Here is a 15,581-nt window from a genome sequence, read left to right on the forward strand (position 1 = left end):
AGGGGTTGGGGTGAGGGAATCAAGTCGTGGTTAACCCAATGAACCATTACAGCTATAGGCTTTGATAACATTCATTCCTCATCCTTCATCCTTCATCCCTCATCCCTCATCCCTCATCCCTGTGCTAATGGACAGTGGCTTGCTCCTACCGAATATTGAGCAAGCGTGCTCCGCGCCACATTATAGTGAGCGGAGCATTAGCTCTTGGTGTGGAGGCAACGATGTTAATTGGGGTTTTAGGTGTCGGTAAAGTTGGCCAATTATTTTGTGAATTGCTGGTTGAGCGGGGGCATATGGTTTTGTTGGCCAATTCGCGTGGCCCAGCCTCGTTGCAACCACTGGTCGAGCAACTTGGGCCACAGGTTACGGCGGTTACGCCAAGCGAATTACAACGGGCTGAAATGATTGTGTTGGTTGTGCGCTGGCAGCATATTCCAGCAGCCTTGGAGCCATTGGCTACGTATCAAGGGATTGTGGTTGACGTAATCAATAACCGTTTTGGGCCAAAACCTGCTGATTTTTACGATTTAGCTGGGCGTGGCTCAAGCGAAATTGTGGCTGAACTCTTGCCGCAAGCACGTTTAGTCAAGGCCTTTAATCATCAGCCATTTGCCGATTTGGCTTATTTGCAGGCAACGCCAACGCCCAAAGCCTTGTTTGTGGCAGGCGATGATCACGCAGCGAAACAGGTTGTGATTGACTTGATCGAAGCCTTGGGCGCAACTGCCATGGATTTAGGCAATTTGCGCGAGGGCGGACGTTTGTTCTCGACTGGAACAGGGCCGTTAGCTGGCCATGGTCGCGTGTTGAGTGTGGCTGAAGCTGAGGCGATTTTAGCTCAGCAGTAAATTGCCTTGCCACTTGCCCTCACCCCTCGCTAGTTGCTTAGCGAGGGGATTTTTGTTTTTGCTAGTATGTGCCGCTTGGGTTGTTTAAGCAAATCTAAAGAATATGTCTCAAATCTTTTTCTAAAATTTTTAGTAAAAAAACAACTTGACATTTAGAGCAATTCTTCTATAATAAGCACAAATTTCAATAACTCTTCAGTGAATTTCACGTTTGCGGGACATTTAGCGACTATGGCAGTGCTAAATCGGCGGTTATCGGGCTGAGAGACCGGTCTATCGCTCATAATAAAACTGCAATAGCCTCCAGAGAACTTATTTTCTTTACTAAAAAAAGTAGTTAATCTCCTACCTAAATGTTCGGCAGCTAAGACCCAGCATGCACCTGCTTGCTTCGACAACGGCATCAGAAGCACCTATCTAGCTAGCTTCTCGGTTGGAACAGGCTTGTGAGAATGATCAAGTTTGATTGTCTCTAGCTAAGGAGGCTCATCGACGATCGAATTAGCAACCCAAACGCTTAACATTGTAGTACGTCGTTTTGGATTCAATTTGCTCAAAGAAGAGGAAATTCCCATGGTAAAGAAGCCAAAAAACTTGTGGGGCCTGATTGCGCTCCTGATTCTCGTTTTGCCAATCCTCGCAGCCTGTGGCGGTGCCGCCTCAACTGCAACCACGACCGGTTCAACCCAAGCCACTCCTGCTAGCGATGCTTCAGCTACTACCGCACCAACCGCTGGCACTGATGTCCAAGCTTCTCCTGCTAGTAGCGATGTCAAAGATGTAACCGTCACCTTGCCTTTCCAACAAGGTGGGATTACCAGCCTTGACCATGCCTACTGGTCAGCTCAATTGTTTGTCTCACAAGGCGTTGTTTTCGAAGGCTTGTATGGCTACGATCAACAATTGAATATCGTGCCAAAAATCGCCGAAAGCGCTACCCCTTCAGCAGACAACACAGTTTGGACGATCAAACTGCGCAAAGATAAAAAATGGTCGAACGGCGACCCCGTTACCGCTAAAGATTTCTATGCTGCTTGGGTTCGGGCAGCTGGCCCAGAATTGAAAGATGCTCCAATGTGGGCAGGTATGATGGGTTATGTCAAAAATGGCTATGCTTTCAAAGCTGGCGCAGTTGGTGTTGATGAAGTCGGCTTCAAATTGGTCGACGACTACACCATCGAAGTTACCTTGAGCCAGCCAAACGCTGCCTTCATCAACTTCTTGCCAGTGATGAACGCCATGCCAATCAATGCCAAGAGCTTGGAAGCAAACCCAAGTGACTGGTTCGACCCCAAGAACGCTGTCTACAACGGCCCATACGTTGTTCAATCGTGGGTTAGCGGCGGCGATATTGTGCTCAAGCGCAACCCAAATTATGTTGGCGACGGCATTGGCAACGTAGGCACGATTGTGTTGCGCCCATACGCCGATGCTAACGCCCGCTTGCAAGCCTTCGAAAACCAAGAAATTCAATTCACCTTCCTTGAAGATGCAAGCCAATTGGCCTACGCTCAAGGCAACCCCGACATCAAAGACAACATCAAGAGCGAAGAAAACCCAATCGTTTGGAAGGGTATCGAATACAACCGCTCATTGGATGCTGGTCCATTGCAAGATGTAAAAGTGCGCCAAGCATTCGCCTTGTCAATCGACAAAAAAGCCATCACCGACCAAATTTTGAAGGGCTTGGCTGTGCCAACCGACACCTTCAACAGCGATGTGCGGGTCAAGGATAAAGTGAAGAGCTTGAGCTACGACGTAGCCAAGGCGAAGCAATTGCTGGCCGAAGCTGGCTATCCCGATGGCGCTGGCTTCCCAGAATTGACCTTCTATGCTCCACCATCAAACGACCCACAAATGCCTTGGATCGAAGCTGTCGTCAAGATGTGGCAAGATAACTTGGGCGTGAAGGTTGTGATTCAAAACAACGAAGGCCCAGTCTATTCAAACATCCAATGGGCAAACTACAACAAAGATATTCAACCGGGCTTCGCCACCCTTGGCGGCCCAATGAACTGGTTCCAACCACTCGACTTGACCTTGGCTACCAACCACATTTGGTACTTCATGGATTACAAAGAAGGTGGCATGGCCAAGTACGCTGAATATCAAACCCAAATCGATGCTGTGAGCAGCACCGAAGCCGTTGGCGATTGGGCTGCTTTGACTACTCGCGCCGAAGCTGCTTGGACCAAGCGCCAAGAAATCAACAAAATCGAAGAGCCAGAAATGGCCAAAATCTCGGCGAAAGCTGCTGCTGCCCCAAGCTTCAAAGAGCAATGGGATGCAATCAACGAACGCTTTACCGCTGCCAAAGACGATGCTGAAAAGCTGACCGCCTACAAAGATGGCTTGTTGTTGCTCTTGAAGGAAGAACAAGACGCAACGTGGTATGATTATCGTACCGATGAAAACAAACAAGCCCAACGCTTGATGTTGAAATTGGCTGGCCAAACCCTCGACGAAGCTTGGGAAACCTTGCCCGAAATTCAACAATTGGCAATCGACTCAGCTTGGATGATCCCCATCTACTACGACAAGTTGTACTACGCAACCGATGCACGCCTCTCAGGGATTGTGATTAACAAACTGGCTTGGGGCGGGATCTTCCAATATCAATATTTACAGTGGACTGAATAAGCTCTGCCCAACTGGCGGGTGTTGTTTCACACCCGCCAGTAACCACCACTGTACGCATTCTTCCTGACACACGGCAGTAAGAGTTGATCGCCGGCTCTGCCATGATGGAATGCACTGTTGATTACTTGTCATTTAGCAATGGTAGGGTCGTTATGCGAGTCAATTTTATTCTCTTCTTACTCAAGCGCTTGGCGATGATGGCAGTCTCGCTGGTGGTGATTATTGCAATATCCTATACCCTGCTCGCCAAAGCGCCCGGCAATTTTATGGATGTGCAGCGAGCAGTGGCCGCGATGACCACGCTCTCAAACAGTAATAGTGAAACCTTCAAAATTCAAAAAGCCCTCTTCGACGAACGCTATGGCCTCGATAAACCACTGTATATGCAAATTTGGACTTACACCAAAAATGCGGTGACCTTCGATTTCGGCCCCTCGTTTCAAAGCCCAAGTATCTTAATTCAAGATATGGTGCGTGAACGCTTGCCGCGAACCTTGCTGATCGTTTTCCTCGGGATTGGCCTTGCGCTGATCGTCGGGATTCCGCTCGGGGTGATTGCTGGCTTCCGCCGCAATTCTTGGGTTGATTATATTGTGACTGGCTTTTCGATGGTCGGCCAAGTTGTGCCGGTCTATGTTTTGGCGATTGTGCTGATCTTAGTGTTCTCTGGCCAGGTTTGGAAGATCTTGCCGAATGGTGGTTGGGATACGCCGCTGCCCACAATTAAGCAATTGATTTTGCCAGTGCTTACCTTGGCGCTGGGGCCAATTGCAGGGATTGCGCGCTTTACGCGTAACCAAGTTGCCGAAACCATGAGCCAAGAATTTATTCGCACCGCGCGCTCGAAAGGTATTTCCGAACGCCTCGTGATTATGCGCCACGCGCTGCGCAACTCCTTGATTCCTGTGGTAACAACAACTGCGCCCCAAATTGCGTATGCGTTGGTTGGCTCAGTTTGGATTGAAAACATCTTTCGGATTCCAGGGATTGGCCAATTGTTTGCCACCGCGCTTGGTGCCCGCGATTACCCATTGGTGATCACCAGCACGGTTATTTTGGCCCTTGGGGTGATGTTAGCCAACCTTTTAGCCGACATCCTGTATAGCATCCTTGATCCGCGGATTAAGCTCGAAGCCTAATTTGTTGCGCCCTAGTCTCAAAGGAGAGCTTGTATCATGGCAGTTAATCAGCTTTCACAACCACAAACCCAAGAGGAGCTTCCGGTTGCGGAATCGCTGCTCAAGGTGTTTTGGCGGCGCTATCGCCGTAATACCATGGCCTTGGTTGGCTTAGTTTTGGTCATCCTCTTTGTCATCATCGCCATTTTCGCCCCATTAATCGCACCCTATCACTATAATGATCAGAATTTGGCGGCAACATGGCAACTGCCTTCCAGCGAGCATTGGTTTGGAACTGATGATGTTGGCCGTGATCAATTAAGTCGGATCATTTATGCGGTACGTACGGCAGCGATAGTTGGCTTAGGCACTTCGATTCTTTCGCTGATCATCGGGGCAGCGATTGGCTCAGTCTCGGGCATGCGCGGTGGCTTAGTTGACACCTTTTTGATGCGCTTGGTTGAGATTTTCAATTCGTTTCCTTCGACGTTGTTGGCAATTATTTTGGCAACGACCCTCGGCCAAAAAGTAACCACGATTGTGATTGCCTTGGCGATTACCAACTGGGCAGGCTATGCGCGGTTGATTCGCGGTCAAGTGCTTTCGCTCAAAAATCAGGAATATGTGCAGGCTGCCCGCACCTTGGGGGCAAGCGAATGGCACATTATTACCAAATATGTGCTCCCCAACATTCTTGGCCCAATCGCGGTGGCGCTGAGCTTTGGGATTCCCTACGCCATGGTTGCCGAAGCTGGGCTTTCGGTGATTGGGGTTGGGATTCGGCCACCAGAGCCATCGTGGGGCAACTTGATCAATTTGGGGATCAACAAAATGCGTGGTTTTCCGCACTTGGCAGTTTGGCCAACCCTTTTGTTTAGTCTCACGCTCTTAGCCTTCACATGGTTTGGCGATGGCTTGCAAGAAATCTTCAACACGAAAGGGGAACGCTAATGAGTGCGCCATTGTTAGAAGTTAAGGATCTTAAAGTTGAGTTTAAGCGGCCTGGTGGCGTGGTGCATGCAGTCAACGGGGTCAATTTTACGCTCGAAGCTGGCCAAAGCCTTGGCATCGTCGGTGAATCTGGCTCAGGCAAGTCGGTAACGATGCTTTCGTTGCTTGGTCTAATTGGCCGCACCGGACGGGTTGTCGGTGGCTCGGCGGTCTTCAATGGCGTTGATTTGGTCAAAATGTCGCCACGTGAATTGCAAGATGTGCGTGGCCGCGATATTGCGGTGATTTTTCAAGACCCCATGACCAGCCTCAACCCAATTATGAAAATTGGCGCGCAGATTACCGAAAGTATGCGCATGCGCAAAATTTATTCGCAAGCAGAAGCCAAAGAACGGGCGATTGAACTCTTGGATCGGGTGGGGATTCCCCAGCCTGCCAAGCGGCTCAACGATTACCCGTATCAATTCTCTGGTGGCATGCGCCAACGGGTGATGATTGCACTAGCGCTGGCGCTCAAGCCCAAATTGCTGATTGCTGATGAGCCAACCACGGCCCTTGACGTAACCGTGCAAGCCCAAGTGCTGGATTTGCTCGAATCGTTGCAGGACGAAACCGGCATGGCCATGATTATTATTACCCACGATTTGGGTGTGGCCACCAATTATTGTGATAAATTGGCCGTGATGTATGCTGGCGAAATTGTCGAAATGGCGACGGTTGATCGCTTAGTTGAGCACACATCGCACCCATATGCCTTGGGTTTGCTCAACAGTACGATGGAAATTGGCCATGGCAAAACTGCCATCCAGCCAATTCCTGGCAACCCACCAAGCGCCTTGAAAAAGCATACTGCTTGCCCATTTGCGCCACGCTGTAGTTTTAAAACCAGCGTTTGCCAAGAGCGCAAGCCCGAATTAGCCACAATCGAACCGAATCACTTGGTTGCTTGTTTCCACGCTGATGAGGTGGTGAAGGCAGCGCAACAAGGTGATGCAGCAGCAGCGGAGGTGATGCTCAATGTCGCTCAACCAATCCACGCCTGAAACAGGCCAGCCCTTGCTCAAAGTTGAGGGCGTTTCCAAATATTTTATGCGCGACAAAAGCCGCTTTGCCGCAGTTGAAGATGTTTCCGTAACCCTGAATGCAGGCGAAACCTTAGGCATCGTCGGCGAGTCAGGGTCGGGCAAATCGACGCTTTCGCGTTGTATTATTCGCTTGTATGATCCCGAAAAAGGCCGCATTTTCTTCGATGGGGTTGATTTTACGTCGCTTTCGCCCAAAGCGTTGCGCACCAAACGCCGCAATATTCAGATGATTTTTCAAGATCCATTGGCCAGCCTCAACCCAATGATGACGGTGCATAGCGCGATTGAAGATCCGATGTTAATTCATAATGTGGGTTCTGCGCGCGAGCGCACCAAGCGCGTCCACGAGTTGCTAGAACTGGTTGGGCTTGATATTGGCGCTGCCAATGCCTTCCCATTTGAATTTTCTGGCGGCCAGCAACAACGGATTGGCATTGCCCGCGCCTTGGCCTTGAATCCCAAATTGTTGATTTGTGATGAAGCCGTCAGCGCGCTCGATGTTTCGATTCAGGCCCAAATTTTGCGCTTGCTGCAAGATTTGCAAAAACAATTGGGCTTGGCCTATTTGTTTATCTCGCATAACTTGGCCGTGGTTGAGCATATGAGCGACCAAATTGCCGTGATGTATCATGGCAAAGTCGTTGAATATAATACGGCTGAGGAAATTTTTCGCGCACCTAAACAAGAATACACCCGTAATTTGATTGATAGTGTGCCGAAAATTCCGCGCTCGGATACGATGCGCTTCAAACGCCCGCGCCTCAACAAAGATGCTGCGGAAGCCAAATAGTTTGTTGTTCAAACACGAAGCCTTGGCTGCTTCGTGTTTTTTTGTGTGAGGAATGATCATGACAACGTTGTCGAATCCACAAACTGCAATTAGTGATGCTCGGTTTGCCAAATTGGCGCGCGGCATCAATTTGAGCCATTGGTTTGCCCAAGATTATAGCAACCACTATAGTTTGGAGCATTTGCGCAACTACAACACCGAGGCCGATATTGCGCTGCTAGCCAAGATCGGTTGTAGCCACTTGCGTTTTACGCTCAACCCAATTTTGCTGTTGGATGAAAGTAACCCAAGTGAGTTAAATTCAGTCTATTTGGCCGAAGTGGATCGAGCAATCGATCTGATGTTGGCGCATAATTTGGCAGTCATTGTCGATTTGCATCCCGAGGACGATTTCAAGCAGCGCTTGTTTAACTCGCCAAGCTTGGTCAAAACCTTTGCGCGTTTTTGGCAAGCTTTGGCGGCACATTTGGCCCAGCGCGATCCAGAAATGCTCTTTTTAGAGGTTTTGAACGAGCCAGTTGTGACCGATGCCCAGCAATGGGCCTTTGTGCAGGCCGAATTATTGGCCGCAATGCGCGCTGGTGCGCCCAAGCATACCCTGATTGCGACTGGCCATAAGTGGTCGAGCATCGCCGAATTAATTGAACTTGAACCTTTGGCCGACCCAAATATTATTTACAATTTTCACTGCTACGATCCCCACACCTTTAGCCATCAGGCGGCAACCTGGGGTTCGCCCTACTGGCCGCATCTGGAATATTTGCCTTATCCATCAAGCCCCGAAGCCTTAGCGCCGATTGTTGCCACCATTGACGATGAGGTTGCGCGTGATGCAGCCTTGAGCTATGGCGAAGAACGCTGGAACCGCGCGGCGCTGCGCGAGTGGATTGGTCAAGCGGTGGCGTGGGCCGAAAAGCATCAAGTGCGTTTGACCTGCAATGAATTTGGGGTTTATCGCTTCAAAAGTAAGCCCGAAGATCGCGCGGCATGGCTGCATGATCTGCGCAGCGTGCTCGAAGAATTCAATATTGGCTGGACAATGTGGGATTATGCTGGCGGATTCAGCGTGGTTAACGAGCAGAATGGCCAGCGCGAAATCGATACGCTGACGGTTGAAGCTTTAGGTTTGCAGCAATAATGTTGATGCCCTCACCCCCCAGCCCCCTCTCCCACTAGACGCGGGCGAGGGGGAGGGGGAGCACCCATTTTTACCGACGAATCGTGCAAGAACTACGGAATAAAAGCCCCTCGCCCGCTGGGCGGGAGAGGGGTTGGGGTGAGGGCATCAACATCCATAGATTTAGCCAATTTGCCCACTTGATCTTTATCAAAAGCAGCATAAGATAAGGCAATGGATTAGTCCTATGTAGAGGAGGATCGATGATCCATTCGACCTACGCAGAGGTATTTAATCAGCAATTCGTCCAAGACCCCTTCCCAACCTATGCTGCACTCCGTACCGAAGCCCCTATTCACCGCATTACCCTACCCGATGGCCGTGGTTTATGGATGATTACCCGTTTTGAAGATGTTAAGGCCGCGCTGAAAGATCCGCGTTTTATCAAAAATTGGCGCAAAGTGCTTACCCCTGAAGAGCAAAAGCTCATGCCCGTGATGCCGCCAGTCGTTCAGTTGTTGTTCAAACACTTGTTGGCGATCGATCCGCCTGATCATACGCGGATTCGCGGCATGGTGCATAAAGCTTTTACGCCCCAATTGGTCGAGCAACTGCGCCCGCGCATCCAGCAAATTGCCGATGAGTTGCTTGATGCCATGCTGGCAGGCCCAAGCAGCACCGATTTGCTCACAGCGTATGCCTTTCCCTTGCCGTTGACCGTGATTGCCGAATTGTTGGGCATTCCCTTGGATCATCGCGAGAAATTCCGCTATTGGTCGGGCTTGGTTGTGACTGTCGATCCCTCGCCAGATCGTTTTACGCGCATGGCGGGTGAGATGGAAGAATTTGGCAATTATCTGCGTGAGTTATTCGCGATTAAACGGGCCAATCCCACTAACGATTTGACCAGTGCTTTGGTGCAAGTTGAAGAAGCTGGCGATAAACTGACCGAGCAAGAAATGTTTTCGTTGGTGTTCTTCTTGTTGATTGCAGGCCACGAAACCACAGTGAATTTGATTGGCAATGGCATGTTGGCCTTGTTGCAACATCCTGAGCAATTGAAATTGCTGCGCGAAAATCCCGACATGATTCGCAACACCGTCGAAGAATTGCTGCGTTTCGATAGCCCAGTCGAAACCTCAACCCTACGTTGGGCATGCGAAGATCTGGAATTTGCTGGCGTAACGATTCCGCGTGGTGAGCAAGTGCTGGCGGTCATCACTTCGGCGAATCGTGATCCGAACTATTTTGCCAAGCCTGATCAGCTTGATATTACGCGCAGCGAGCATAACCACATTGCCTTTGGCCATGGCATTCACTATTGTTTGGGTGCGCCATTGGCTCGCCTTGAAGGCGCAATTGCGATCAATTCGTTGGTGCAACGGCTGCCAAACTTGCGTTTGGCCGTGCCCGCCCAAGACCTGATTTGGCGGCCTGGCATGCTGATTCGCGGCATGATCGAGCTGCCGGTTGAGTTTTAGAGAAATTAGGTTAAGCCACTATCAACCTCGATAGTGGCTTATGAGAGAAGGGAGTGCCATGGCTTCATTGAAGGCGCTGAATACGATTCGCTTGTCTGTAACCGTGTTGAGTATTGCGTTGGCAGCTGGTCTGCTAACCTTGCTCATCGGCATGTATCGTGGGATTGAGTTGCAATATCACCAACTTGTTGATGGAGCAGTAGGCGAACGAATTACAGTTATTGTTACCGCTGATTCGCTCAATGCTGGGGTTGACGAACTTAATCGCTTGAAACCTGAAGGGCTTGATTTATTGACAAGTCCTTTTGCTGGCTCGTATGTTGACCTGAATATGGCAACGCTTCAGCCCGCACATTTAGGTATTCAGCAGATTAACAACATTCCAGGAATTAAGGGTGTCGCTTGGTCAAATTATGCTCAAGCATTTGGGGTTAATGGCACGATTAATTTGCCAGTCCAACGGGTTCCAAGCGATTTTTTTACGGTTCAAAAACTAGCATTGACTGCTGGAAGTTTTGATTCAGCAACAGACCATGTGGTGATCGGTGCAAAACTTGCTGACTATTTCTTTCCTCAGCAATCGCCAATTGGCCAGCTCCTTATCTCAGACCCTAATACGCCACCACCAGGGGCTTTTCCGACGGTTGCGAAGATGCATCCTGGGGTCGCAACTTCAGGCTTAGGCTATAGTTACAGCTTGACCGTAACTGGGGTATTGGCTCCAGTGAATCCAGCCCGTAACGTCTTTGATCGTGCTTTTGATACGACTATTTTTCTGATTGACAATAGTTTACCCACGAATTTGGCGAGTGTTGTCGTCGAGCCAGAGGCTGGCCAACAAGCTGCAGTAATAAACCAATTACAAACGCAATTAGCGCAAAATTTGCCTGCAGGCTGGCGGGTTGTTGTTGAAAGTGAACAAGCAAGCTATCAGCAAGCCCAAATGCGTGATTTACAACAACTGGTCAACAGTAATTTCCTCTGGATTGTGGCAATTGCCCTGATTCTGATGGCATGCACGGTTGGCATTAGTAGTTATTTGGCAATTGTGCTGAAACGTCGCAGCTTAGGGATTCAACGCAGCCTCGGGGCAACCAAAGTTCGCTTGTTTCGCTCATTAATTGGGGTTGGCTTATTGATTGGTGGGGTGGGTATTGCTAGCGGTTTGCTCCTTGCTTGGATTAGCCAAGGTTTTTTTGCGCGCTTAAGTGGCATTGCTCCGTTGCTTGACGGACAAACGCTGGCGATGAGTTGCCTCGTAATGCTGGCGATGGTGGTTGGCTCGTTTGGGCTAACGAGTTGGTATTTGCTGCGCGCAGCGCCAAGTGCAATGTTGCGTGAGCAACTTGTCACGACATTGGCCAAACATCGCTGGTTGGTTGGTGGGGCTAATGTGATGCTTGGCATCATTGCCTTGATTATGCTTTTAGGTTTACGCAGCGGCTTGGTCGCACGCATCGATCAAATTCTTGGTGGCACAGGTGCGAAAACAATTAGTGCAGTTTCATGGACATCCGGTTTGGAGCCATTTAAGCCTGCCATCTACCTAACCCATGAAGATTATGCCGCAGTTAAGGCCGAATTTCCCGCTTGGCAGGTTGCTTGGCGACGTTCACCGATGTACACCGTGATTGAGGCAAGTGCGAATCTGGCTGATTTGCAGCCAATTTCTTTGGCGTGTGGACGCTGGTTGAATGCCGAGGAAGAAACAAAAGCCCTGCAGGTGATTGTTTTGGGCTATGATCGGGCGCTTGAAATTGCTAAAGAACGCAAACTGGCGAATATTTGTGAGCTGAAACAATGGCGTAATCTTCCAGTGGTTGGGGTTTTGGCTGGCCTTGATTCATGGCCATTGATGATTGCGCAAGGCTTCTCGCCGCGGGCTGTCTACGCACCATTGCAGAGTAATATCAATCCAACGATCGATGAGCCGCAAAGCTACTTTCCCAAGGATATGTATCTAATCAACGGCGAAATTTTGGTGCAGATTCCCGCGACGACTGATCTTGATCAAGCAGCCAAGCGCTTAGAACAATTTTTGGCTGCTCGGCATCCTGAGGGCGTGCCAAATCTGATTTTGCCAGCAGGTATAACCCAAGAACTTTTAGCACAACGCAGCCAGATTTATTTGTTAGCTGGCCTGATGGTAAGCTTATGTTTATTGATCAGTGGCGTTGGCTTGATGAATCTCACCTTTATTAGCATTCTGAGCCGAGCGCGTGAGATCGGGATTCGGCGAGCAGTTGGCGCACCCAAACAGAGCATTTTACGCCAAATTTTGACTGAAACAATCAAGATCTGTTTGGGTGCTGCGCTGCTTGGGGGGGTGATTGGCCTTCTGCTGGCACGAGTATTACAAACCCAGCTGGGTTGGCCGCCAACGATGCCTTGGCATTTGCTGGGTGTCGCTGGCGTTACCGCCTTGCTGATTGGTGCGACGTTTGGCGTTTTACCTGCATGGTGGGCGGCCAATCTGCCCCCAACGCGCGCGATCAATGTTCAATAATTACTTACGAAGGAGTTTAGAGTGGGAAGTGCGATTCAACTCGATAAGGTTGCCAAAATATTCTCCAAAGGTTCAAGTTCAGTTGTAGCTGTTGATCATGTGTCATTACAGATTAAGGCTGGTGATTTTTTGGCAATTATGGGTTCATCAGGCTGCGGAAAATCAACATTATTGCAATTGTTGGGTGGGCTTGATACGCCAACCAGTGGCTGTATCAATTATGGCTCGGTTGATATTGCCCAAATGAATGATGCGCAGCTATCCCAATTTCGTAATCGCCAAGTTGGCTTTATCTTTCAAGCCTATAATCTCTTGCCTGAATTGACTATTTTGGATAACGTGGCTTTGCCATTGAAATATGCTGGCGTAGCCAAGCCAGAGCGCCGCAAACGGGCGGCTCACGTGCTTGAACAGGTGGGTTTGGCTGAGCGTATCCAGCATATGCCTAGCGAATTAAGCGGTGGCCAAGAACAACGTACTGCAATTGCGCGGGCCTTAGTTACCAAACCTGCGATTATTTTGGCCGATGAGCCTACTGGCAATTTAGATAGCCATAATCGTGACCATATCCTTGAGCTATTTCATGCGATCAATCAGGCTGGCACTACCTTTTTGATTGTGACCCATGATCCGGTCGTTGGTGCTGCTGCACAACGCATCCTCCCAATGCACGATGGTAAACTTGGAGAAGCTGCCCAATAACCAGCATTTAACCAAAAAGAGCACCCATGAAAATTCTCATGGGTGCTCTTTTGTTGCTTATTTGCCAACTACTGGTAAGAAGGTTGGAAGGCCAAGCCGCGAACGGAGTAGCAGAACAGCACTGCGTTGTTGGTCGGCATTGGTTTGCGCTTTAACCCAAACCTGATCGCTGCTCAGGTTTTGGCCTGCTGGCAGATCGACGCGCAGCGTGATCGTTTGGCTGGCGTTTGGTCCAAGGTTACTTGGCACGGCACTGGTGAGCGTCGTTGGCCAGGTATTGCCTGTGAGGCTGAGGCTAATTGGCACGGTTTGTTGGCTCAGATTGCGCAAGGTTAGCGTGTAGGTGATGCTGTTGCCACTGATGCTGCCTTGCTCAGTTTGTGGCGTGGTTAAGCTTAGAACACTCGATTGCACTTCAACATCGCTTGCTTTGACAAAGCCAAACCGATGATTGAAATTAATTTGATAATACTTGGTTTGACCACTCACCACGACGTGCGAACGTGGATCAAGCGTCGGCGTGTACACTGGCGACGAGTAGTAGGTGCTGGTGTAAAGCTTGGTCGCAACCACCACATTATCAGCAGGCAGGGTGTAAATTGGCGTAATTGCTTGTGGCGTGATGCCTTGTGGATAGGCGGCAGCCTCAGGATAGGCTCGCCCATAGACTGGAATGCTGGCTTGGCCAACCTTGGGCCGAACTTTTAGCCCTTGGCCAGCAGTGCTGTTCACGCCATTTGGGTTATGAAACCAGGCCTTTTGGCTGCCAAAATAGATCGCTTGCCAAGCATCTTGTTGCCCAGCCGCAACATAGGTTTGGCCAGTAACCGCTTTATTGGCCCAGTTATTGGCGTGGGTTGGCGTTGAGCCAATATATTGATTGGTAATTAATGGCGAGTTGGCGTTAGGTTGGGTGTGTAAATAGACAAAATTAGCGCTTTGGGTTGGTACTGCGCGGCAATCATTGCTCGTATAGCAGTAGGTCATGGCTGGCATGTTGGTTGCAAAATCAGGGTTGATCGTTACCAATTGTGGGTCGGGATTGCTCATTTGGGCGGGGCCACCACGCACTAAATCCATATAATGCGCCCAATCCCAAAACGGACCTGGGTCCCAGTGCATGCCTGCTTGATGCTGTGGCAGCGGGCCGGGCAACTCATCGTGGCCAATAATATGGCTACGATCTAAGGGAATTTGGTATTTATCGGCGAGATAGCGCGTGAGGCGGGCCGAAGCTTGATACATTGCTTCGCTATACCAGCTTGCACCTTCGATTGCATAACCTTCGTGTTCCAGCCCAATCGCATGGCCGTTCACATCCCAATTGCCTGCGTGCCATGGCACATTTTTGTTCTCGACCATTTGAGCAATGTGGCCATCGCTGGCGCGAACGACATAATGGGTTGAGGCCTTGGTCAATGGGTTTTGAAAGACATTGATCGTTTGGGTATAAGTAATTTCGGTATCGTGAATCAAAATATAGCGATAATCCAAGCCATCAACTGGACGGTTGGCTAAATCGTAGTTGCCATAATTGCCGCGATTATTGGGATCGTTCAAGGCATAGGCAGCAGGCACAACTTCGCAATCAAGCGTCGCTGGACAATCCACAGGGAAATCATCACCCTCCAAGAGTGGCAAATTGGCGGCGCTTTGGCGATTGAGCGTAACTGCGCTTGGCGCAAGGCTCAGCTGCTCGCCATTTTCAAGCCGACGACTTGCGCCTTGTTGCACGGTTGCATAGACGCGATCGGCGAAGGCAAAGGCAGTTGAACGCTCTTTGCTGCCACTAAACAAAACCACTGCGCCATACCAATCGCTGAGATTGGTTGGCAATGTGGGGTTGATGCTGCGGCTATATTCAGCCAAGAGCGCCGCGCCACCACGAATATTCTGCACTGGATCGTTGATCAAGGCGCTGGTTGGTTGATCAATCAATCTGGCTGCTCGGGCAAGGGTCTGAAATTCGGCGGGCTGTTTGAATGGCGTGGCCCAATCAAGCCCTTTGCTCGTTTGCCAAGCGCTAAGATCGATTTGGGTTAAGTGCATAACCCCATAGCCGCCGCTGGTGCTTGGTTGCCCTGAATGCTGCTCCCAGCGCGAAAGATTGTAGCTCAAGGCCAACAGCAATTCGCTTGGCACATCAAACTCGGCAGCAGCCTGATCAAAGGCCGCTTGCAGTGTGCTTGGGGCGGGGGTTTGGGTGTTGGCGAAGTTGGCAGCGGCAGATAGCCCGCTAGCAGCCCTAAAACCACAACAACGATCACGATTCTTGATCGTAACCACAATCGGTTCATCATAACTTCCTCAACAACTAAAAGACCCTACTCATGCAATTAAGTA

General features: G+C 49.9%; 11 protein-coding genes. 10 read left to right on the forward strand and 1 reads right to left on the reverse strand.

What is annotated here, in order from left to right; translation table 11 throughout:
• The first annotated feature begins 221 nt into the window (after window positions 1-221).
• From ACFMKP_RS05800 to ACFMKP_RS05845, 10 genes are all read left to right on the forward strand, one after another.
• On the forward strand, window positions 222-848 hold the full coding sequence (locus ACFMKP_RS05800) for an NADPH-dependent F420 reductase (RefSeq protein ID WP_382289899.1): 627 nt from the start codon (window positions 222-224) through the stop codon (window positions 846-848).
• A gap of 573 nt (window positions 849-1,421) precedes the next feature.
• The gene (locus tag ACFMKP_RS05805; protein ID WP_382289901.1) at window positions 1,422-3,488 is read left to right on the forward strand and encodes a peptide ABC transporter substrate-binding protein; all 2,067 of its coding nucleotides are present in this window, start codon (window positions 1,422-1,424) and stop codon (window positions 3,486-3,488) included.
• Window positions 3,489-3,640: 152 nt separating this feature from the next.
• Window positions 3,641-4,627: an ABC transporter permease gene (locus tag ACFMKP_RS05810; protein WP_382289903.1), complete on the forward strand. Its 987-nt coding sequence runs from the start codon at window positions 3,641-3,643 to the stop codon at window positions 4,625-4,627.
• A gap of 36 nt (window positions 4,628-4,663) precedes the next feature.
• Window positions 4,664-5,557, forward strand: coding sequence for an ABC transporter permease (locus ACFMKP_RS05815; RefSeq protein WP_382289905.1), 894 nt, complete (start codon window positions 4,664-4,666; stop codon window positions 5,555-5,557).
• Window positions 5,557-6,600: an ABC transporter ATP-binding protein gene (locus ACFMKP_RS05820; RefSeq protein WP_382289907.1), complete on the forward strand. Its 1,044-nt coding sequence runs from the start codon at window positions 5,557-5,559 to the stop codon at window positions 6,598-6,600. Before ACFMKP_RS05815 ends, ACFMKP_RS05820 begins: the two co-directional genes overlap by 1 nt.
• Window positions 6,575-7,432: an ATP-binding cassette domain-containing protein gene (locus ACFMKP_RS05825; protein ID WP_382289909.1), complete on the forward strand. Its 858-nt coding sequence runs from the start codon at window positions 6,575-6,577 to the stop codon at window positions 7,430-7,432. Before ACFMKP_RS05820 ends, ACFMKP_RS05825 begins: the two co-directional genes overlap by 26 nt.
• Window positions 7,433-7,490: 58 nt before the next feature.
• Window positions 7,491-8,570: a glycoside hydrolase family 5 protein gene (locus ACFMKP_RS05830; RefSeq protein WP_382289911.1), complete on the forward strand. Its 1,080-nt coding sequence runs from the start codon at window positions 7,491-7,493 to the stop codon at window positions 8,568-8,570.
• Between the two features lie 242 nt (window positions 8,571-8,812).
• Window positions 8,813-10,030, forward strand: a complete 1,218-nt coding sequence (locus ACFMKP_RS05835) for a cytochrome P450 (protein ID WP_382289913.1) — start codon at window positions 8,813-8,815, stop codon at window positions 10,028-10,030.
• A 58-nt stretch (window positions 10,031-10,088) separates the two neighbouring features.
• Complete coding sequence (locus ACFMKP_RS05840; RefSeq protein WP_382289915.1) at window positions 10,089-12,536, forward strand: ABC transporter permease; 2,448 nt, start codon at window positions 10,089-10,091, stop codon at window positions 12,534-12,536.
• A gap of 21 nt (window positions 12,537-12,557) precedes the next feature.
• A complete protein-coding gene (locus ACFMKP_RS05845) occupies window positions 12,558-13,238 on the forward strand; it encodes an ABC transporter ATP-binding protein (protein WP_382289917.1) in 681 nt (226 codons plus the stop codon).
• A 57-nt stretch (window positions 13,239-13,295) separates the two neighbouring features.
• Here ACFMKP_RS05845 and ACFMKP_RS05850 read toward each other — a convergent pair whose 3' ends face one another.
• A complete protein-coding gene (locus ACFMKP_RS05850; protein WP_382289918.1) occupies window positions 13,296-15,524 on the reverse strand; it encodes an N-acetylmuramoyl-L-alanine amidase in 2,229 nt (742 codons plus the stop codon).
• Window positions 15,525-15,581 lie beyond the last annotated feature (57 nt).

Source organism: Herpetosiphon sp. NSE202, assembly GCF_042688385.1.
Taxonomy (GTDB): domain Bacteria; phylum Chloroflexota; class Chloroflexia; order Chloroflexales; family Herpetosiphonaceae; genus Herpetosiphon.

What these genes read in the sequence shown, in the direction of transcription:
- ACFMKP_RS05820 (WP_382289907.1), top strand. Translation starts at nt 5,557, where the DNA reads ATGAGTGCGCCATTGTTAGAAGTTAAGGATCTTAAAGTTGAGTTTAAG.
- ACFMKP_RS05840 (WP_382289915.1), top strand. Translation starts at nt 10,089, where the DNA reads ATGGCTTCATTGAAGGCGCTGAATACGATTCGCTTGTCTGTAACCGTG.
- ACFMKP_RS05825 (WP_382289909.1), top strand. Translation starts at nt 6,575, where the DNA reads ATGTCGCTCAACCAATCCACGCCTGAAACAGGCCAGCCCTTGCTCAAA.
- ACFMKP_RS05815 (WP_382289905.1), top strand. Translation starts at nt 4,664, where the DNA reads ATGGCAGTTAATCAGCTTTCACAACCACAAACCCAAGAGGAGCTTCCG.
- ACFMKP_RS05835 (WP_382289913.1), top strand. Translation starts at nt 8,813, where the DNA reads ATGATCCATTCGACCTACGCAGAGGTATTTAATCAGCAATTCGTCCAA.
- ACFMKP_RS05800 (WP_382289899.1), top strand. Translation starts at nt 222, where the DNA reads ATGTTAATTGGGGTTTTAGGTGTCGGTAAAGTTGGCCAATTATTTTGT.
- ACFMKP_RS05810 (WP_382289903.1), top strand. Translation starts at nt 3,641, where the DNA reads ATGCGAGTCAATTTTATTCTCTTCTTACTCAAGCGCTTGGCGATGATG.
- ACFMKP_RS05830 (WP_382289911.1), top strand. Translation starts at nt 7,491, where the DNA reads ATGACAACGTTGTCGAATCCACAAACTGCAATTAGTGATGCTCGGTTT.
- ACFMKP_RS05805 (WP_382289901.1), top strand. Translation starts at nt 1,422, where the DNA reads ATGGTAAAGAAGCCAAAAAACTTGTGGGGCCTGATTGCGCTCCTGATT.